The sequence below is a fragment of the Streptomyces sp. NPDC002817 genome, assembly GCF_053592055.1.
Genome location: NZ_JBSFUY010000008.1, coordinates 288,317 through 306,207 on the forward strand (window position 1 = coordinate 288,317; position 17,891 = coordinate 306,207).

The window sequence follows — 17,891 nt, forward strand, 5'->3', positions numbered from 1 at the left end:
CGCGCCGCGTGAGCCGAACCGCGCATCCTGTCCCGACTCTGTCGTGAGGTCGGCCGGACGAGCACCCTGGCCTCACCACAGCGTCTGGAAGGGGGACCGGCATGCTCATCGGCACCTGGAACCTGGAGAACCTGTACCGGCCCGGCGGCCCGTTCGGCCCCAGGGACAAGGCGGCGTACGAGACGAAGCTGGCCGCTCTGGCCGAGGTGATCACGGAGCTCGATCCGACGTTGCTGGGCGTGCAGGAGGTCGGGGAGCCGGAGGCGCTGCGGGATCTGGTCGGCATGCTGGGCGGCAACTGGCACACCGCGCTCTCCCGGCACGCGGACGGCCGGGGGATCCGGGTCGGCTTCCTCAGTCGCCTTCCGTTCGAGGTGCTGCACGACACGAACGGGTTCCCGGCGAAGCTGCGCCCGGTGCAGGCGGACGACAAGGGGCTCGCGGTGGCGGAGGCGGGCCGTGGCTTCCTGGCGGTGGAGGCGGCCGCGGAGGGCGGGCCGCTGCGGGCGGCGGTGTGCCATCTCAAGTCGAAGCTGCTGTCGTATCCGGGCGGCCGGTTCCAGCCGCGCGACGAGGGCGAGCGGGCCCGGTTCGGTGCGTACGCGCTGTACCGGCGGGCGGCGGAGGCGACGTCCCTGCGCGCGCTGGCCGACGAACTGCTGGACGGTGACGGCCGCGAGCGGGACGTGGTCGTGCTGGGCGACCTCAACGACGAGGTCCAGGCGGCCACCACACAGATCCTGCTCGGCCCGCCCGGCTCCGAACTCGGCACCCCCGCCTTCGACCGGCCCGACGGGGGCGATGCGGTACGGCTGTGGAACGTGGCTCCGAAGATCCCGGCCGAGCAACGCTTCTCCCGTGTCAACTCCGGGCGCCGGGAGCTGATCGACCACCTGTTGCTGAGCCGTCGGCTGGTCGGCCGGGTGACGGCGGCGGGGACGGGGTCGTTGAGGCGGGGGGTGGCGGGGTCGGATCACGCTCCGGTGTGGGTAAGGGTGGAGTGAACACAGGTGCGCCTGGCCGTCGTGGGGTGGATTCGACGTTGGCGGGTGCGGGTTGTGTGTGGCTGGTCGCGCAGTTCCCCGCGCCCCTTCAGGGCGCTTCCCAACCCGGCGTTACACGGCCAGGGGCAGTTCGGGCAGGCGTAGTCCCACCCGTTCGCGGTCCTCGGCCAGTTCGGCCAGCAATTCAGTGAGGCGTTCGGTGTGGCGGGGTGTGAGGCGGCCCGAGTCGTCGAGGTGGACCGCGCAGGCGGTGGTCGTGTCGACGAGGCGTTCGAGGGTGGCGACGATGTCGTCCGCGCCTTCCGAGTGCCGGGCGAGCGCGGGGAGTTCGGCGGCGGCGAGGGTGATGGCGGTACGGGCCTGGGCGAGGGTGCGGTAGGCCTCTCGGCGGAGGGCCCAGCGCAGGGCGCGGGGGTCGGAGTCGCCCCGCAGCTCGATGTCGGCCTCGCGCAGCACGTGGTCGAGGTACGCCTGGGCCGCGCGGCTCGCCGCCGTGAGTCGGGCACGTACCGTCCCGCCGCGCTGTCCCGGCATCGGGAGGTGGCCGACGAGGAGGACGATCGCGCAGGCCAGCAGGGTCTCGCCGATCCGTCCTGCGGAGGCCTGCGGTTCGCCGCCGACCATGACGAGGGCCAGGACGAGGACGGTGACGACGGCGGTCTGGGCTGCGAAGTGCCGGGTGGCGACCGGGATGAGGGCCCCGCTGACGGCGACGAGCGCGACGAGCCCCTCCGGCCTGGGCAGCACCGCGGCGAACCCGGCGAAGACGAGCGCACCGAGCACGGTCCCCGCGGCCCTGCACAGCACCCTGGACGCGAGCGGTCCGAGGTCGGGCTTGACGAGGAAGACCGCGGTGGCGGGCAGCCAGTACCAGTGCTCGTGCTGCCCGTACCAGCGGGCGTGGTGCAGGGCCTGCGCGACGGCCGCGCTGGCCCCGAAGCAGAGGGCGACCCGCAGCCCGTACTCGCGTCCACCGGCCCCGAAGACGGCCCGCAGCAGGTCCTTTCCGGTACGCCGGCGGGTGTGCAGCTCGCTCCCCTCGGCCTGGTCGAAGGCCTCGGCGGCGCGCAGGAGGGCGTCGTCGAGGGCCCGCAGGGCGGGCGCGGAACGGGTGGGCGCGGGCAGCGGCCCGGTGTGCGTGTTCTCGCGTACGGCGGTGGCGAGCCGTCGGGGGCCCGCGGACGCCCGCCCGGAACCGGCCTCCCCCGCCCACGCGAGCGCGGTCGCGGCCTCGGCGAGCGGCAGCGCGGCGGCGTACTGCGCGTGCAGCCGCCGCTCGGCGGAGGAACTGGCGTACCGGCGCAGCCGCGGTCCGGCGAAGGCGTCCTGCGCATGGTCGAGAGCGGCGGTGAGCGCGACGCGCCGCGCGGTGGCGTGCGAGGTGCCGACGGCGTCGAGCAGCTCGGCGACGGCGTCGTAGACCGCCGCCACGGCCTCCCGCTCGCCGTCGAACCGGAAGTCCCCGGCGAGGGAACCGGGCGTCGGCAGCGCGAGTCGCAGCCCGAGCAGCCAGCCGGCCCCCACGAGATAGGCGAGGGCGCGCTGCCACCCCTCGTCCGGCAACGGCATCCCGGCGCCGATGGCGCACGCGACGAGCAACTGCGTCCCGGCTCCGGAGGCGACGGGTCCGATGGCGCTCACACCGCCCGCGACGAGTCCGACGCCGGTGAGGAGCAGGCTGAGCGTCACGGCCCCGAGATGATCACCGGCGTACGTCCCGGCGAGCAGCCCGACCGCTCCGGCCAGGGCCGGCATGCCGAGCCGCTTGACGGAGGTCCGTCGGCTGCCGGGGCGGTCGTTGATGCCGGCGAGCATGGCGGCGATGGCGGCGACGACACCGAGCGAGGTGCGGCCGGCGAGCACGGCGGCGAGGAGCAGCGGCCCGGCGGACAGCGCGCCCCGCGTGACGGCACTCCAGGGCACGGGGCCGCGCTGGGCGCGCAGGGTGTGGTCGAGCCAGGGCGGAAGGGGTCGCAGGGTGGCGCGGGGCACAGGGCTCCTGTCGGCTGGTCGAGGGCGGGGGCTGCCTTCGGGCGACGGTGGCCGGGCTGTCGGTGTCCACGGTAGATCGCGTTCTTGGAGAGAATGGGGCCGTCGTATTTCGGGGATGTGACGGTTGGCCGGAGAGGCGAGTTCTTTATGAACGCAACTCGCGGCGGCTCGCTGGGCGCATGGCGGAAAGGGAGCGGGCCCGAGGGCGTAGCCTGCCCCCGGGCCCTGTGAGTGCCGTCCATTTCGCACGCCGGCACACTTGAGAACCCAGATCAGTCGTGATGTCGTCGCGTCCTGCCTTTGGACCACCGCACATCGAGCTGTGCGGACTGGACTTGAACCAGCATTTCGACGCCCTGGGTCTGGGCCCGGTCGATCCGGCGATCGACGGCGAATACTGAATCTGGAGCAAGAGTCTGAGATTGAGCGCGGTCTGCCTCTGCCAGTTGGGCTACCGCGGCGCGTGAAAATGCCGCGGGGAGGACTCGAACCTCCACTGGAACCGCGCAGTCACGACAAGCTTCAGCTTCAGCTTGCGCTCCTCGCGCACCCCGGCCGCAAAGGACCGGGGATTCTCTGAGATTACCCGAAGAGGTAACCGAACACGGCGTCCCCGACCCGCTGATCGACGACATCCACGCCGTTCGCCTCTTCCCTGGCGAACTTCACGGCCTGCTGCAACTTCTCGACCCGGTCGAGGAGTTCATTGACGCGCCGCGCCGGAAGCGCACCGGAGAACTTCACGGTGGTCCAGTATCCGATCGGGATGTCCTCGTAATAGACCTCGACCTGAGCGGGGTGCTTCTCGGTCGCCTCGGCCTTCACATGGTTGCGGGGCACCTTCTTCGTACGGAGGGTCCGCACCGGCTCGGTCTTCCAGGAGTCCGTGGACGGGTCCTGCACCCACCCCTCGGAGGCGTCGAGCACGGGCAACTTCCGTACGAACGTGTTGAGATCGACGAGCTGCTTCTCCAGAAACAGCAGATACGACACCGGCACATCGGCGACGAGCACCCGCCCGTCCACCTTCACATCCGCGCGCGCGGCGCAGTTGGCCCAGTCCTTCGTGGCGGTCACGTCGAACAGCCGCGTCAGCGTCGCCGCGGTCTCCCGCAGCACGTCCTCCGCCTTCACCTGCACCCGGGTCGACTCGGGCGGCAGCTGCTCACCCTCCTCGTCCTTCGGCTGATAGGTACGCGAGATACCGGCCAGCAACGCGGGCTTCTGCAGCCCATGGTGAGCTGCCGTCAGGTCCTGGTGCGCCTTGGACTTGACGCCTTTCTCGACTGCGATGATCTGATTGAGTTTCGCCACGTCAGGGACGTTACCGCGACAACGGCCGCATTTCGAAAGGTTATTCGTCGGCGGTGCGGGCGGGAACGGGCGGCTGGGCGTCCGCGTGCTGTTGCCCACCGGCCTCTTCGAAGAGCGCCTGAGCGTGGTCGGCCGCGTGGTGCAGCACGGCCGGATCCCTTCCCGTGGACAGTGACGCGATGACACCGTCCACTCCCCGCAGCCCCGCCCGCTCCAACAAACGCTTCTCATTGGTCACCCACTCCCCCCGCCCCGCCAACACCCCGTGCGCCGTCTGCGTGGCGGCCGTGGCGATCGCGCCGGCGAGTTCGGTGACGCGGCCGTACGGGGCGTGGGCGGACTTGGCGTAGGCGAGGGTGGCTCGGGCGGTGCCGTGCCAGCGTTCGGAGGCGGAGGCCCTCAGCTTCTCGGGATACGCGGCGGGCTTCGGCAGTTCGCCCCGCAGCACCTGGTTGACGGCGAGCTCCGCCACCACCAGATAGCTGGGAATCCCCGCGAGATGGAACATCAGCGGCTCCACCCGGAAGCGCCCGGCCTCCGCCTCCGCCAACTCGTGCTCCACGACGTCGAGATCGCGGTAGTGCACATCGACCCGCCGCCCGTCGATGGTCAGCCACGCGCCCCCGTTGAAGACGCCACCACCCCATCCGCCGACGTCCGACACCTCGCCCTCCCAGCCGAGCGCGCGGAGGTCGGCGGGGTCGAAGGGGCCGCGGTAGTAGACGGCGAGGTCCCAGTCGCTGTCCGGCCGGTTCGTGCCCTGGGCTCGCGAGCCGCCGAGGGCTACGGCGTGGACGGTGGGGAGGCCGGCGAGGCGGTCGCCGGTGGTGTCGAGGAAGACGGGGTCGGGGAGAGTGGGCATGTGCTGCAGCGTAGGTGGGCGGGTGACGTGGCTCCACGCAATTGCGCACCCTCACATCGGCGGCCGAAGCAGTCGTCCCCGACTGCGAGTTGCCCTAGTGTGGTTGCGGGGAGAGTGATCATGGGAATCAGGCAGCGCAGGCGGCGTCGACCGAGCGGACCGACACAGATCACGGCCAGGCTGGCGATCCCGTTCGTCGGCGACATCACCGGCACATGGGAACCGGCCGACGCGGAGCGCGGTGCGGCCTGGGAGTTGTACCTGGAGCTCGTCACACGCGTGTCGGTCGAGGAGCTCGACCCCGAGCAGGGCTTCCTGCGGGAGGCGCTGTCGTCCCTCTACACGTTCTTCGACACCACCCGCGAGATCCTGCGCCGCTACGGCCCCGAGGTCGCCCCTCCGCTGGCCCCCGGGCACGTCAGCTTCGGCGTTCTCGCCGTCACGGTCCTCAACCGCGTGCTGCGGCCCCTGCTCTCGTCGTGGCATCCACGACTGGCGGCGTACGAGTCCCAGCGCCCGGAGGGAGTGGATCCGGTGGTGTGGGAACGCCAGTGGGAACACGCGGACGTGCTGCGCGCACGGATCGCCGAGGTACGCGTGACCCTCGCCTCGCTGGCGGAGAACCTGCGGGAGGTGGCGGACGTCAGCGACCTGATCAACCTGCCGACACCACGCTCGCCGGGAAGCGGGGCTCCCGCGGGCCGGGTGAGCCCGGAGGGCGCCCGGAGCTGAAGCGGGCCTGCCCGTTCGGCAAGGTCGGCTGTCCCTCGCCCTCGCCCCGTTGTCAGTGGCACGCGTTATCAATGAACTCGTCACTCAGCGTTACGACGGGGGAGTTTGTGATGACGCACGACGAGGCATGGCGACAGGACGACCAGACACCCGCTCAGCACAACCCGCAGGGCGGCACCGCCGGCCCACCGCGTCACAACCACCTCTCCACGGCCGGTCTGCGCGCCCGCGGCTGGACAGCCAGGATGGTGCGGCAGCTGCTCGGCGAGCCCGATCTGCTGCGGGCCAACCCGTATTTCCGGACGGCTCCGCACACCCGCCTCTACCGTGTCGAGCGGGTCGAAGCGGTGGAGGCGAGCGAGGAGTTCAGGGCGGTGTCGGCGGCATGCGTCCGTCGCTCCGTCGCGGCGAAGGCCGCCGCGCAGCGCAGGCGGCGGGAAGTGCTGGCGCGTATCGCCGCGGAGCCCGTCGACGTCCCGCGGCTGCCTCCCGACCGGCTGTCGGCGGCGGCCGTCGCGCATCGCAACCGACGTGAAGAGGAACGACGGCACGGGCGTCGGGACCACGCACCCGGTCCCGCCACGGCCGAGAGCGCCGCACCGGAGGCGCTGATCCGGTGGAAGGTCGACTATCTGCGTCACCGGCTGACACGCCACGACGAGCTGCTCGACGGGCTGCGTGGACACACCGGCCGCGCGGCCGCGGAGGAGCTGCTGCGCCGGAGGGTCTACGCCGCCATCGCCGAGGCGTACCCGGACTTTGCGCAGGAGTGCGAACGGCGGCTGCGCGACCGGGAGTTCGGTCCACCGCGGACATGATGCGCGGTATCCGTCACGCTTCCCACAGGTCACGATGCCGGTGGCGGGTCGGCGGGTGGTCCAGATCCTCGGCCCACAGCAGCAGCGCGTCCGTGGGGGCCGCGCGCAGATGCCGTCGGGCGGAGGTGCGGAAGACCTGGAGGGCAGCTCTGGCCCGGCGTTCGTAGGGGCTGTACCGACGTTCGTTCACGGCGCGGGAGTACGTGTACGAGGTGAAGCTCCGCCTGGCGAGCCTCGGCACAGGGCGGCGGCGCTCGCGCGCGGCACGGGCCAACTCCTCGCCGGAATAGCGGAGTTCGGTGACGGTATGGCCCGCCCAGGGGCCGTGCAGGCCGAGCGGCCAGCGTGCGGGCAGGGTGCGGTGACGGTTGGGGACGTGGTGAACGGTGCGTGACATGGCAGACCTTCCGCGGCCCACCGGAGTGTCCGGTGCGGCGCTAGAAGTCCGCCGCCGTGAAACGTCCCAGGTGTTTGTCGCGCATAGCGGGAGGCTGTCAGTCGCGGGCCGTGCTGTCGAGTGGTTATCCACAGACGGCGTCCGTCGCGGGCGGTTGTCGGTGGGGTGCGCTTCACTGGGATGTGACGTCACGGAGAGTTACCGATGGCCGCGGTCGAGGGGCTGCGGCGCGCCACGGGGGAGGCAGCGATGGTGATGGGTCGCGGGGAGCATGAGGAGGACGGGCGGCGGTATGTCTCGCTCGCCGGCCTGCGGATGCGGGGATGGACGACCGGGGGCTTGGTGCACCGGCTGCTCGGGCCGCCCCACCGACTGAGCGTCGATCCGCGTGTCCGGGCTTCGATCCCGGTGCGTCCGTACCGGCTCGAGCGGGTCGAAGCGGCCGAGCAGAGCCATGAGTTCCGCTCCAGGTCGGTGAGAAGAGGCGAGCCCGACCGGGAGAAGGCACTCGTGGGCGTCTCGGCGAGGGGAGGATCCCGCGGCGGGAAAATCGGATGCGGCCTTGGAACAGGGCTTGGATGATCGCGAAGTTGGCCGCCCTCCGCCCACTGCTGGAGTCCTCGTGATCCGTCGCGTCACCGTCCCCGCCCTCTTTCCGCCGCCCACCTACTCCCACGTCTCCGTCGTGGAGGCCGGCACGAAGCTCGCGTTTCTCGCCGGTTCCGTGCCGCTCGACGCCGAGGGCAGCATCGTCGGCGAGGGGGATCCGGTGCGGCAGGCCGAGCAGGTGATGGCGAACCTCCAGGAGCAACTGCGGGCGGTCGGCAGCGACTTGGCGCACGTCCTGCACACCGACGTGTACGTCGTGAGTGGTGAGACCTCGGTGCTCTCCGCCGTCTGGGAGGTCGTGGAGGCGTCCGGTCTCAGCACCGGCCCGCACTCGTCGACGCTGCTCGGGGTGGCCTGCCTCGGGTACACGGGACAGCTGGTGGAGATCACGGCGACAGCCGTCGTCCCTTGAGGTCCGTCCGACGGATCATGACCGGGAGCGCCCAACAGGCCTGGGAACAAGGGGATTTGCATCCCTCGCGCTCGTCGTCCACCAAGTGGCCAAATCGAACAGATGCTTGATTAACACATCCCTCGTGGCTAGCCTCTTGAGCTCGCCAACACCTCGTTGGACACCACTCACAGAAGGAACCGTGTGACTAAGAACCGCCGGCTCAAGCGAATAGGCACCGTCGCAGGCACCCTGTCCGCTGCCCTCCTCCTCACCGTCACCCAGGCAAACGCCGCCGCCGAGGTCGAGCGCGCGACCGCCACCGATTCCTCCAATGAGGTCGAGTGGGTGAAGTGCGCCGTCATCAAGGAGGACGGCAGCAACGTGTACCGGGCCTGCTTCTCTCCCCCCGGCGACTGGTTCGAGGTCTACGACGGGAAGCCGGACGGCTCCTCCGCCGTCATCGACTGGGAGGTGGGCAGCCGATGGGGCTCCATCTTCAACGCTGACGGATCCGGCGCCGACCGCTACAAGAACAAGGACTTCACCGAGAGCGCCACGGTCCGCTTCCGCGTCTGCCTGGGCCACTGGTCCACCAAGACGATCACTGCGGGTACCTGCTCCGGCTGGGTGAGCAACCTCACCTGACGAGACCCTCGTTGAGCCGGGCGTGATGCGGGCGTTGCTGGCCCGCCTGTTCGAAGCGCCGCCCGCACCCGAGGCTCGGGGTGCGGGTTTCACGGCACCGCCACAGGCACGGTGCGTCGACGGTCGACCCGCTGTCGCTCCTTCCCCCCGGAAATGCGGTGCGGTAGCTGTCGGCACCCTGGCAGGATCCCGTCGCGTGACCTCATACGACTCCACGATCACCCTGCGGCGGGCGACCGCCCCCGACGCCGCGGCAACAGCCGACGTCTGGCTGCGCTCCTTCGCCGCCGCGCTGCCTACCGTCGTCCGGCCTCGGTCCGACGACGATGTGCGGGACTACTTCCGGGAGGTGGTCGTACCGCTGCGGGAGACCTGGGTGGCGGACTCGGACGGGATCGTGGGGGTGATGGTGCTGAACGGCGAGCTCCTGTCCCAGCTCTATATCGCCCCCGACTGGCGTGGGCGCGGCATCGGCGACCGGTTCGTCGAGCTGGCCAAGGAGCGCAGTCCGCAAGGTCTGCACCTGTGGACCTTCCAGGTCAACAAACCCGCCCATCGCTTCTACGAACGGCACGGCTTCGTCGCCGTCGAGCACACGGACGGCAGCGGGAACGAGGAGCGGGAACCGGACGTCCGGTACGTCTGGCAGCCGTAGGGCACGGGCGGCTTCAGCCGCCGACGGTGCGGGCCGGCTCCACTGCGTACGACGACCACCATCGGCGCGCCGGTGGGCCGCGCCTGCCCGACCGATGGCAGCACCGGACAGGTCGCCCTCGGGATCACCCGGGCGGAGGCCCCTTCGCCGCCCGGGTCACCCCGTTCCCCGTCCCCAGACCCGACCCTTGGGCAGCGGCCCCGCATAACCCCCCACCTTGCTGGTCCGCAGCCCCAGCCCCACCAGCGACTCGGCCAGCTTCACCGCGGCGCCCACTCCGTCGACCACCGGCAGCCCCAGCTTCTCCCCCACCACCCGCTGGAGCCCCGTCATCCCGGCGCAGCCCAGCACCAGCACCTCGGCGCCGGCTTGACGGGCCCGTTCCGCGGCGGCGAGGAACGCCGCCTCCGTACGCGCGGCGTCCCCGAGGTCCAGCACGTTCAGTCCCGTGCCGACCACGGCGGCGCAGTTGCGGCCCACACCCGCCAGTTCCAGGCTGTCCTCGATCTGGCCGCAGGAGCGTTCCAGTGTGGTGACGACCCCGTACCGACGGCCGAGGAGGCACGCCAGATGGGCCGCCGCCTCCGTGATGTCGACGACCGGGACGTCCACCAGCTCCCGGACGCCTTCGCGCCCGTGCTCGCCGAAGCCGGCCATGACGACGGCGTCGTACGCGGGACCCTCGTAGGTCCGCAGGAGGTCGATCACCGCGGCCGCCGAGAGGTAGCTGTCGAGCCAGCCCTCGGCCGACTCGGGCCCCCACTGCGGCGTCAGCCCGGTCACGGCGGTGCCCGGGCCTGCCGCGGCCCGGGCACCTCGTACGATCTCCTCGGTCATCTCCTGCGTGGTGTTGCAGTTGGTGACGACGATCCGCACTCCGCTCAGACCTCCGCCGCCTCGGGAGAGGTTCGCTCGCTCCGGCACAGGAGCGCGTACAGTCCCGCCGCCAGCGCGGTGCCGATGAACCAGGAGTACGGCGCCACATCGCTGAACGTCTTCACCAGTGCGAGCACCGCCGCGACGCCCGCCGCCGGCAGGAACGCCCACAGGGCCTTGGGGTTGACGCCCTTGCGGTAGTAGTAGCGGGATCCGGGCGTGGCGTCGAACAGTTCGTTCACGTCCACGCGGCCCTTCTTGACCCAGTAGTAGTCGAGCATGATCACGCCGAACAGCGGGCCGAGGAAGGCGCCGAGGCCGCCGAGGAAGTAGTTGACGACCGTCGGGTTGGAGAAGAGGTTCCAGGGGGTCACGAGCAGCGCCGCCACCGTGCTGATCATGCCGCCGACCCTGAAGGTGATCTTCTGCGGCCAGACGTTGGCGAGGTCGTACGCCGGGGAGACGAAGTTGGCGACGATGTTGACGCCCATGGTGGCGATGGCGAAGGTCAGCGCGCCGAGGACCAGGACCCAGGTGTTGCCGACCTTGGCCACCAGCTCCGCCGGGTCGGTGATCGCCTCGCCCCACACCTCCAGCGAGCCGGCGGTGACGATGACGGAAACCACCACGAAGGCCGTGGAGTTGATGGGCAGGCCCCAGAAGTTGCCACGCCGCACCGTGCGGTAGTCAGGCGCGAAGCGCGAGAAGTCGCAGAAGTTGAGCATCAGCGTGCCGTACGTGGCGAGGATCAGGCCGATCGCGCCGAACCACTGCCGCCACTGCTCGCCGACCGAGACCGGGTGCGGGGTCGAGGTGAGGGAGATGGTCCAGCCGGCCTTGGACAGGACCCAGATCGCCAGCGCGATCATCACCAGCCAGATCGCCGGTCCGCAGAAGTCCTGGAACTTGCGCACCGACTCCATGCCCTGGCTGATGATCAGCGCCTGCACGAGCCACAGGGAGAGGAAGGAGACCCAGCCGAGCGCGTCCAGGCCGAGGAAGGAGCTGTGCGTCCAGGACTCCAGGCCCGGCCAGGCGGCCAGCAGCATCACGTTGACCGCGACGGAGGCCAGGTAGGTCTGGATGCCGTACCACATGATGGCGATGACGGCCCTGATCAGCGCCGGGATGTTCGCGCCCCACACGCCGAAGCTGATGCGGCTGACGACGGGGAAGGGCACGCCGTGGCGCTGGCCGATCTTCCCCATCCAGTTCATGCCGACGTAGATGATCACGAAGCCGACGAGCAGGGAGGTGAAGACCTGCCACACGTTCATGCCGAGGACGAGCAGGCCCGCCGCGAACGTGTAGTTGCCCAGGTTGTGGACGTCGGACATCCACATGGCGAAGAGGTCGAAGACCTTCCAGTTCCGCTTGCCTGCGGGCGCGAGGTCTTCGTTGGTGAGCCGGGGGTCGGGGACGAACGCTGGCGCGCCGGTGGCTTCGGCGTGGTCGGCGAGGGACACGGGGCCTCCAGGGACGGGGAGGGAGGAGGGCGGCGGTAGCCTGGCAGCCGTTTTGGTATACCAAACTGCGGTCATAGTCCTCCCGTCAAGCGTTCCGACCGATGTCGTGTTCGTTAACGCTCCGTAAAACACCTCCGGAGTCGGCGAAGATTGCTCCATGAGCTCCACGACGAAGATCGAACCCCTTGGCGCCGTCCGTGAGCGTGTCCTGGTCACACTGCGGCAGGAGATCATCGCGGGCCATCTGCGACCGGGCGACAGACTGGTCGAGCGGGAGCTGGCAGAGCGCTTCGGAGTCTCCAGGGTGCCGGTCCGCGAGGCGATCCGGGCACTGGTGACCGAGGGCTTCGTCCACTTCGAGACGCCCCGCCGTACGGTCGTACGACGGCTGACCCCGAAGGACGTCAAGGAACTCTTCGAGCTGCGCGAGGCGTTGGAGGTGTACGCCGCCGCCCTCGCCGCGGCCCGCGCGACCCCGGAGGATCTGGCCGAGGTCGAGCAGCTCCTCGACCAGGCGGCCACCGCGACCGAGGCGGGCGACGCGGAGACGATCACGGACATCAACAGCCGGCTGCACGACCGGATCGTGGCGATGGCCGGGAACAGCCTGCTGATAGAGGCGCTCGAACCGGTCGCGGGCCGACTGCGCTGGATGACCCGACGGAACGAGGAGTGGCCCCAACTCCTCGTCGAACACCGGGAGTTGTACGAGGCGATCGCGTCCGGTGACCCGGAGCGGGCCCGTGCGCACGCGCTCGCCCACGTACGGACCAACTACGAGTCGACGGTCCGCCAGCTGTTCGGTGAGGACGCCGAACTCACCTAGCCGAACTCATCTGGGCGAGCTCACCTGGGCGAACTCTTCCACTGACGCGCGTACTTGTCCGTCGCCGCCACCATCGCCTCGGCCACTCCGGGCGCCCCGGCGTTGTGCCCGACCTCGTCGATCACCACCAACTCGCTGCCCGGCCAGGCGTGATGGAGGCGCCAGACGATCCCGGCGAGGTTCCCGAAGTCGAGGCTGCCCTGCACCAGCGTGCCCGGGACGCCCTTCAGCAAAGGCGCGTCGCGCAGTACGGCCTCGTCCGCGCCCAGGAAGTGACCGTTGCCCCAGTAGTGCGTGACCGTGCGGGCGAAACCCATCCGGAACTCCGGGTCCTCGAAGCGCTCGACCGACCTGGGCGGCGCCGGAATGGTCGCCGTCTCCCAGTCGGTCCAGGCCCGTGCCGCCCGCACCCGCACCTCGGGATCGGGCGACTCGACGAGCCGGTTGTAGGCGGCGGCGAGGTTTCCGGACCGTTCAAGGAGGGGCAGCTCGCCGACGAACCGCTCGAACGCCTGCGGAAAGATCTGCCCAAGTCCCCTGGTCAGCAAGGCGACTTCGGCGTCCGACCCGGTCGCGACCCCCGTCAGCACCAGCTCGCTCACGGCCGCCGGATGCGTCTGCGCGTACCGCAGCCCCAGCACCGACCCGAACGACACGCCCCACACCAGCCACCGATCGATCCCGAGGTGCTGCCGCAGCAGCTCCAGATCGGCGATGAGGTGCGGCATCGTATTGACGCTCATGTCGGTGTCGTACGCGCTCGCGGGCGGCGTCGAACGCCCGGCGCCCCGCTGATCGAGCAGCACGATCCGATACGCGGCCGGGTCGAAGAGCCGCCGGAAGTACGGCCCGCTGCCGGACCCCGGCCCGCCGTGCAGCACCACCGCGGGCTTGCCGCGCGGGTTCCCGCAGGTCTCCCAGTGGACGCGGTTGCCGTCACCGACGTCGAGCATGCCGTGGTCGTACGGTTCGATGTCCGGGTAGAGAGGCATCCGGCGACCTTAACCCCCGTACGACGGCCCGGTCCCCTCAAGGGAGACCTGCCGCCGTACGCAGCACCTCCCGCAGCATCTCCGGGGTCAGCCGGCCGGTGAAGGTGTTGCGCTGACTGACGTGGTAGCACCCGAAGAGGTCGATCCCGTCCAGCGGCACCCGCACTCCGTGCCCGAACACGGGCCGCGGCCGGGGCACATCCCACCCCGCCTCCGCCAGCGCGGGCAACATGGCCTGCCAGCCGAAGGCACCGAGCACGACCACGGACCGCAGGGTCGGCCGCAGCAGCCTCAGCTCCTGGACCAGCCACGGGCGACAGGTGTCCCGCTCCCCCGGCGTGGGCTTGTTGGCGGGCGGGGCGCAGTGCACGGGCGAGGTGACGCGGACGCCGTGCAGCTCCAGGCCGTCGTCCACGCTCACCGCGGTGGGCCGGGAGGCGAGACCCACGTCGTACAGCGCCTGGTACAGCACGTCTCCGGAGCGGTCGCCGGTGAACATGCGGCCCGTGCGGTTGCCGCCGTGCGCGGCCGGCGCGAGGCCGACGATCAGCAGGCGGGCGTCTGGCGGCCCGAAGCCGGGCACCGCACGGCCCCAGTACGTCTGGTCGGCGAAGGCCGCCCGCTTGGTACGGGCCACCTCCTCGCGCCAGTCGACCAGCCGGGGGCAGGCACGGCAGTCCGCGATGCGCCGGTCGAGCTCAGCGAGAGGGTCCACGCCTCAACCGTACGACGGTGTCCAGGCCGCCCCGAGTCCCACGAAGCCACGGGTCAGCAGGAGCAGCAGGGCCGGCAGCGGCGCACGATCCGCGCGGGGAGCGGGCTCCCTGGGGAAAATCCGTCGGGTCGGGTGTGCGCGGCGACTATCGTCGGGGCATGGCTGCTGAACGTGCTGATGACGGTGTGGGTGAGGCTGCGGACACGAACCGCCGGGCTCGGACCGCCGTGACGGGGCCGGAGCCCGAGGCGCCCGGTGGCCGCGCGGTCGGCGCCGAGGGCTCCTCCGACGACGGCGAGAACGCGGCCGCCGGAGACGCGAAAGCGGCCGTGGCCGTGGCCGTCGATCCGAAGGTCGCCGCCGCGGTGGCCGCCGCCGAGGCCGCCGGTCCGCAGAACGGCGAGACCGTCCGCATCGACAGCTGGATCTGGTCCGTACGCCTGGTCAAGACCCGCTCCGCCGGCGCGACCGCCTGCAAGGGCGGCCACGTACGAGTGAACGGCGACCGGGTCAAGCCGGCCCACTCCCTCCGCGTCGGCGACGAGGTGCGCCTGGTGCACGAGGGCCGCGAGCGGATCGTCGTCGTCAAGCGCCTCATCCGCAAGCGGGTCGGCGCCCCGGTAGCCGTCCAGTGCTACGTCGACAACAGTCCCCCGCCCCCGCCCCGCGAGGCCGTCACACCCGCCGGCATCCGCGACCGCGGCACGGGCCGCCCCACCAAACGGGACCGCCGCGACATGGAACGCCTGCGAGGAGCCGGCGGGCGCCCCGGAGGCCACTGACCACACACCCCGCGCACCCCCAGGGGCCCTCCCCAAGACCCCGCACCCCACCGACGCGCACGGCGGTGGCGTCCGGGGCAGCCCTCAGGCTCTCCGGACGCCACCGCCCTGTGCGTCGGTGCTGATCCCGACCTCGCCGCACGTCGTCGCGCAGCGGGGGTCAGGCGCGACGGCGCAACCGTCCCAGCAGTCGCGCGTTCTGGTCCCGCCGGGCCCACGCGATGAGGGCCAGCGGCACGATCAGGATGAGAGGTGTCGCGGCGTTCTCCCCGTCGAAGACGGAGACCTGGACGACGAACGCGCCCACCATGAGCGCGCTCAGCGCCATCGCGGACACCGACTGCAGCAGCGGGATCAACAGCGCGACGGCACCGGCCAGTTCGAGCACGCCGATGGTGTACATCCCGGCGTCGCCCCAGCCCATCTCGGCGAAGCCCTCGGAGGCCGAGGGGTGCGCGATCAGCTTGGGCAGGGCGCTCGCGACGGCGTAGAACAGGGCGAGCACCACCTGCAGGGTGCGCAGGGCGATCCGGGCACGGCGCCCGCGCGCGGTCGCGGACTCGGCGACGACGGTGCCGGACCGGACGGACGAGGCGGCGGTGGCGGCGGGGAGAGTGGTCTCGGACATCGGGGTCTCCTGTGGGAAGCGGTCCGTGCTGCTGTCAGAGAGATAGACCGGGCCCCACTCCGAAACTCATCGCCGCCCGGGGATCAAATCCCCGATCTGGTCCAGCCGCACCGCCCTCACCCATGTCCCGTCCTCCGTCAGGTACTTGTCCACCCCGAGGCCCGCCTCCCCCAGCGCCTCCTCGAACTGCTCCTTCGTCAACGGCCGTGCCAGGAACGTCTGGGTCCACACCGCGTCCGGGAACTCGTACTCCGCGCGCACCGAGTTCACCCCGTCCCCGACCGGTTCCGCCGACACCATCCGGACGGTGAAGCCGCTGGGATCGATCCGCTCGCGCGGCAGGTCGGTGTGGTAGTCCGCGCCCTCCCGCTGGATCAGCACGCACCCGCCCTCAGCGACATGCCGCGCACAGGCGCGCAGCAACCCCTGCCGCACCTCGGCATCCCCGGCGTGCACCAGGAACGACGCGAGCATCACCACGTCGAACGTCTCGCCCAGGTCGAGCCCTTCGACCGGGCCGCATATCGTGCGGGCCCCGCGGACGCGCTCCAGCATCTGCGGGGACTCGTCCACCGCGGTCACCGTGAAGCCCCTCTCCAGGAGCGGATGGGTCATCCGCCCCACACCGCAGCCCAACTCCAGGATGTGCGCCCCCGCCGGCACGGCCGCGGCGACGATGTCCGGCTCGCCCCCCACCGGCAGCCGTGCGTACAGCTCCACCGCGCAGCCGTCGGGAGTGATCGCACCGGGCCCGGTCCCCTCGTACCCCTCACGCATTCTCAGCTCCATGCCCGTCCAACGGCCCACCTCCGCACGCCCGTTCCCCCCTCGCACAGATTCACCCGTCCGAGCTACAGCAGACCTCCGTCGACGCCAGACGTCCGTCGAGAGCAGACCTGCCGGCCACCGGCTACCCGGCCCGCCGTCACAACGGAAACCAGCCGTGCCCCATGTACCAGTGCCCACCCGCCCGCAGATGGTCCCCCACGGCCCGCTCCAGCGTCGTCCGCCGCGGCAGCCCCGCCACCGCCAGCTCCGGGTCCCCGAACACGAACTGGACCGGTTCCGTGTCGGCCGGCTCGCTGCCCCGACGGGCGATCCGGAACCGTTCCTGGAACCGGACGATGTTGGAGTCGGCGTTCAGGTATCGCTTCAACTGCGGGTCGAGCAGCCAGGAATGGCACATCGCCGCCCGATACCGCTCCTCGGGATGGTGCAGGGCGAAGAACTCCCGGGCGAGCGCCACGGACCGGTCGCAGGCCGCCGGGGTCAGCGGACCGAGGAACTCGGGGATGTGGATGTCCAGACAGGGCGTGCCCGCAGCCCCGTCGAACCCGGCCTGCGCGAGCACCGACGCCGCGCCCGTCCAGAGGTTCGCCCGCTGGAACTGCAACCGCCCCAACTGGTACAGCTCGCCGCGGAAATGGAGCGTGAGCCACTGCGGCGACTGCACCCCTGCGCTGCCGTGCCGTCGGCGGTGGACGACCATGTTCCGCCCGAGGTCGGCGAGGGTGCGCCGGGAGACGTCCGCGGGGATGCCGAGTGCACGGTGGTACGCGCGCGTGTGCGGAAGCGCCGCGACGAACACGTACGCGGCGAAGAAGCGGCGCAGCGCCGCAGGTGCTCCGGCGACCCGTTCGCCCAACTGCGGTCCGTCGCCGTACTCGATGATCTTCCCGATGTCGCGGACCAGTTCCTCGGTGCACTCCGCCAGGAGCCGCATCGCCCCGGTGTCCGCCGTCAGCGTCCGGCGCGACGCGATCAGTTCGTCGATGTCCTCGTGGGGTACCGCGAGGTCCACCAGCACCTCGGCCAGCTCGTCGGTATCCGGAAGCACGGGGTCCTCCCCCTGGTCGGAGCCTTTGGTGAACGTCGCACCGAAGAGTACGTTTCCAGAAGGAGTGGTGATCCCGATGCGTACGGGCAGTGAGCCGACGACCGCGCGCAGTGCGCTGCGCACGCGCTTCTGGCTGAGCGTGTGGGGGCTGGTCTGGGCGGTCTTCGGCACGGCGGCTTTCGCCCTCACGGGGCGCCCCGGCTGGGCCATCGCCTGTGGAGTGCTGTGGCTGGTGATCACCGTGGATCTGACGCTGATCGTCCGGCACATCCGCCAGGGCCCGCACTACCAGCCGGGCCCGGGCATCCCGCCGTACCGGCCGCCGGAGAACCGGCGCCTCTAGGGCA

At 71.1% G+C, this 17,891-nt stretch carries 21 protein-coding genes; 10 read left to right on the forward strand and 11 right to left on the reverse strand.

Annotated elements, in window-relative coordinates:
* Window positions 1-101 precede the first annotated feature (101 nt).
* The gene (locus ACWD3I_RS18600) at window positions 102-1,004 is read left to right on the forward strand and encodes an endonuclease/exonuclease/phosphatase family protein (protein ID WP_365394572.1); all 903 of its coding nucleotides are present in this window, start codon (window positions 102-104) and stop codon (window positions 1,002-1,004) included.
* A gap of 111 nt (window positions 1,005-1,115) precedes the next feature.
* On the opposite strand, the gene ACWD3I_RS18605 is transcribed toward ACWD3I_RS18600, so the two are convergent.
* The 3 genes from ACWD3I_RS18605 to ACWD3I_RS18615 form a co-directional block, all read right to left on the reverse strand.
* Complete coding sequence (locus tag ACWD3I_RS18605) at window positions 1,116-2,996, reverse strand: FUSC family protein (RefSeq protein WP_365394571.1); 1,881 nt, start codon at window positions 2,994-2,996, stop codon at window positions 1,116-1,118.
* Between the two features lie 582 nt (window positions 2,997-3,578).
* Window positions 3,579-4,310, reverse strand: coding sequence for a DUF7873 family protein (locus ACWD3I_RS18610; protein ID WP_171145679.1), 732 nt, complete (start codon window positions 4,308-4,310; stop codon window positions 3,579-3,581).
* Window positions 4,311-4,350: 40 nt separating this feature from the next.
* Entirely contained in the window at window positions 4,351-5,172 is an 822-nt protein-coding gene (locus ACWD3I_RS18615; RefSeq protein WP_365394570.1) for a nucleotidyltransferase domain-containing protein, read from the reverse strand.
* A 120-nt stretch (window positions 5,173-5,292) separates the two neighbouring features.
* Here ACWD3I_RS18615 and ACWD3I_RS18620 point away from each other — a divergent pair, with 120 nt between their 5' ends.
* A complete protein-coding gene (locus ACWD3I_RS18620) occupies window positions 5,293-5,904 on the forward strand; it encodes a hypothetical protein (RefSeq protein ID WP_365394569.1) in 612 nt (203 codons plus the stop codon).
* A 110-nt stretch (window positions 5,905-6,014) separates the two neighbouring features.
* Window positions 6,015-6,722: a hypothetical protein gene (locus tag ACWD3I_RS18625; protein WP_365394568.1), complete on the forward strand. Its 708-nt coding sequence runs from the start codon at window positions 6,015-6,017 to the stop codon at window positions 6,720-6,722.
* Window positions 6,723-6,735: 13 nt separating this feature from the next.
* On the opposite strand, the gene ACWD3I_RS18630 is transcribed toward ACWD3I_RS18625, so the two are convergent.
* The gene (locus ACWD3I_RS18630; protein WP_365394567.1) at window positions 6,736-7,119 is read right to left on the reverse strand and encodes a hypothetical protein; all 384 of its coding nucleotides are present in this window, start codon (window positions 7,117-7,119) and stop codon (window positions 6,736-6,738) included.
* 204 nt (window positions 7,120-7,323) lie between these two features.
* Between ACWD3I_RS18630 and ACWD3I_RS18635 the strand changes: the two genes are divergently transcribed.
* From ACWD3I_RS18635 to ACWD3I_RS18650, 4 genes are all read left to right on the forward strand, one after another.
* Complete coding sequence (locus ACWD3I_RS18635; protein ID WP_365394566.1) at window positions 7,324-7,701, forward strand: hypothetical protein; 378 nt, start codon at window positions 7,324-7,326, stop codon at window positions 7,699-7,701.
* A 40-nt stretch (window positions 7,702-7,741) separates the two neighbouring features.
* Window positions 7,742-8,140 carry a RidA family protein gene (locus ACWD3I_RS18640; RefSeq protein WP_365394565.1) on the forward strand — a complete coding sequence of 133 codons (399 nt, stop codon included), beginning with the start codon at window positions 7,742-7,744 and terminating at the stop codon, window positions 8,138-8,140.
* A gap of 183 nt (window positions 8,141-8,323) precedes the next feature.
* The gene (locus tag ACWD3I_RS18645) at window positions 8,324-8,767 is read left to right on the forward strand and encodes a hypothetical protein (protein ID WP_266893860.1); all 444 of its coding nucleotides are present in this window, start codon (window positions 8,324-8,326) and stop codon (window positions 8,765-8,767) included.
* A gap of 196 nt (window positions 8,768-8,963) precedes the next feature.
* Window positions 8,964-9,422: a GNAT family N-acetyltransferase gene (locus tag ACWD3I_RS18650; protein ID WP_365394564.1), complete on the forward strand. Its 459-nt coding sequence runs from the start codon at window positions 8,964-8,966 to the stop codon at window positions 9,420-9,422.
* Window positions 9,423-9,578: 156 nt separating this feature from the next.
* On the opposite strand, the gene ACWD3I_RS18655 is transcribed toward ACWD3I_RS18650, so the two are convergent.
* Window positions 9,579-10,298: an aspartate/glutamate racemase family protein gene (locus ACWD3I_RS18655; RefSeq protein WP_365394563.1), complete on the reverse strand. Its 720-nt coding sequence runs from the start codon at window positions 10,296-10,298 to the stop codon at window positions 9,579-9,581.
* Window positions 10,299-10,303: 5 nt separating this feature from the next.
* Complete coding sequence (locus ACWD3I_RS18660) at window positions 10,304-11,764, reverse strand: NCS1 family nucleobase:cation symporter-1 (RefSeq protein WP_266893854.1); 1,461 nt, start codon at window positions 11,762-11,764, stop codon at window positions 10,304-10,306.
* 157 nt (window positions 11,765-11,921) lie between these two features.
* Between ACWD3I_RS18660 and ACWD3I_RS18665 the strand changes: the two genes are divergently transcribed.
* Window positions 11,922-12,590 carry a GntR family transcriptional regulator gene (locus ACWD3I_RS18665; protein ID WP_365394562.1) on the forward strand — a complete coding sequence of 223 codons (669 nt, stop codon included), beginning with the start codon at window positions 11,922-11,924 and terminating at the stop codon, window positions 12,588-12,590.
* A 20-nt stretch (window positions 12,591-12,610) separates the two neighbouring features.
* Here ACWD3I_RS18665 and pip read toward each other — a convergent pair whose 3' ends face one another.
* On the reverse strand, window positions 12,611-13,582 hold the full coding sequence (pip, locus tag ACWD3I_RS18670) for a prolyl aminopeptidase (protein WP_365394561.1): 972 nt from the start codon (window positions 13,580-13,582) through the stop codon (window positions 12,611-12,613).
* 37 nt (window positions 13,583-13,619) lie between these two features.
* Window positions 13,620-14,297, reverse strand: a complete 678-nt coding sequence (locus ACWD3I_RS18675) for a uracil-DNA glycosylase (RefSeq protein WP_365394560.1) — start codon at window positions 14,295-14,297, stop codon at window positions 13,620-13,622.
* 158 nt (window positions 14,298-14,455) lie between these two features.
* Between ACWD3I_RS18675 and ACWD3I_RS18680 the strand changes: the two genes are divergently transcribed.
* Complete coding sequence (locus tag ACWD3I_RS18680) at window positions 14,456-15,079, forward strand: RNA-binding S4 domain-containing protein (protein ID WP_365394559.1); 624 nt, start codon at window positions 14,456-14,458, stop codon at window positions 15,077-15,079.
* 160 nt (window positions 15,080-15,239) lie between these two features.
* Here the strand turns inward: ACWD3I_RS18680 and ACWD3I_RS18685 are convergent, their stop codons facing one another.
* The 3 genes from ACWD3I_RS18685 to ACWD3I_RS18695 form a co-directional block, all read right to left on the reverse strand.
* A complete protein-coding gene (locus ACWD3I_RS18685; protein WP_365394558.1) occupies window positions 15,240-15,707 on the reverse strand; it encodes a DoxX family protein in 468 nt (155 codons plus the stop codon).
* A gap of 66 nt (window positions 15,708-15,773) precedes the next feature.
* Window positions 15,774-16,484 (reverse strand): class I SAM-dependent methyltransferase, encoded by a 711-nt coding sequence (locus tag ACWD3I_RS18690; RefSeq protein WP_365394557.1) that lies wholly within the window; start codon window positions 16,482-16,484, stop codon window positions 15,774-15,776.
* A gap of 148 nt (window positions 16,485-16,632) precedes the next feature.
* The gene (locus ACWD3I_RS18695) at window positions 16,633-17,544 is read right to left on the reverse strand and encodes an acyltransferase domain-containing protein (protein WP_365394556.1); all 912 of its coding nucleotides are present in this window, start codon (window positions 17,542-17,544) and stop codon (window positions 16,633-16,635) included.
* Window positions 17,545-17,620: 76 nt separating this feature from the next.
* On the opposite strand from ACWD3I_RS18695, the gene ACWD3I_RS18700 reads away from it, so the two are divergent.
* Window positions 17,621-17,887, forward strand: coding sequence for a DUF6343 family protein (locus tag ACWD3I_RS18700; protein WP_365394555.1), 267 nt, complete (start codon window positions 17,621-17,623; stop codon window positions 17,885-17,887).
* Window positions 17,888-17,891: the final 4 nt, after the last annotated feature.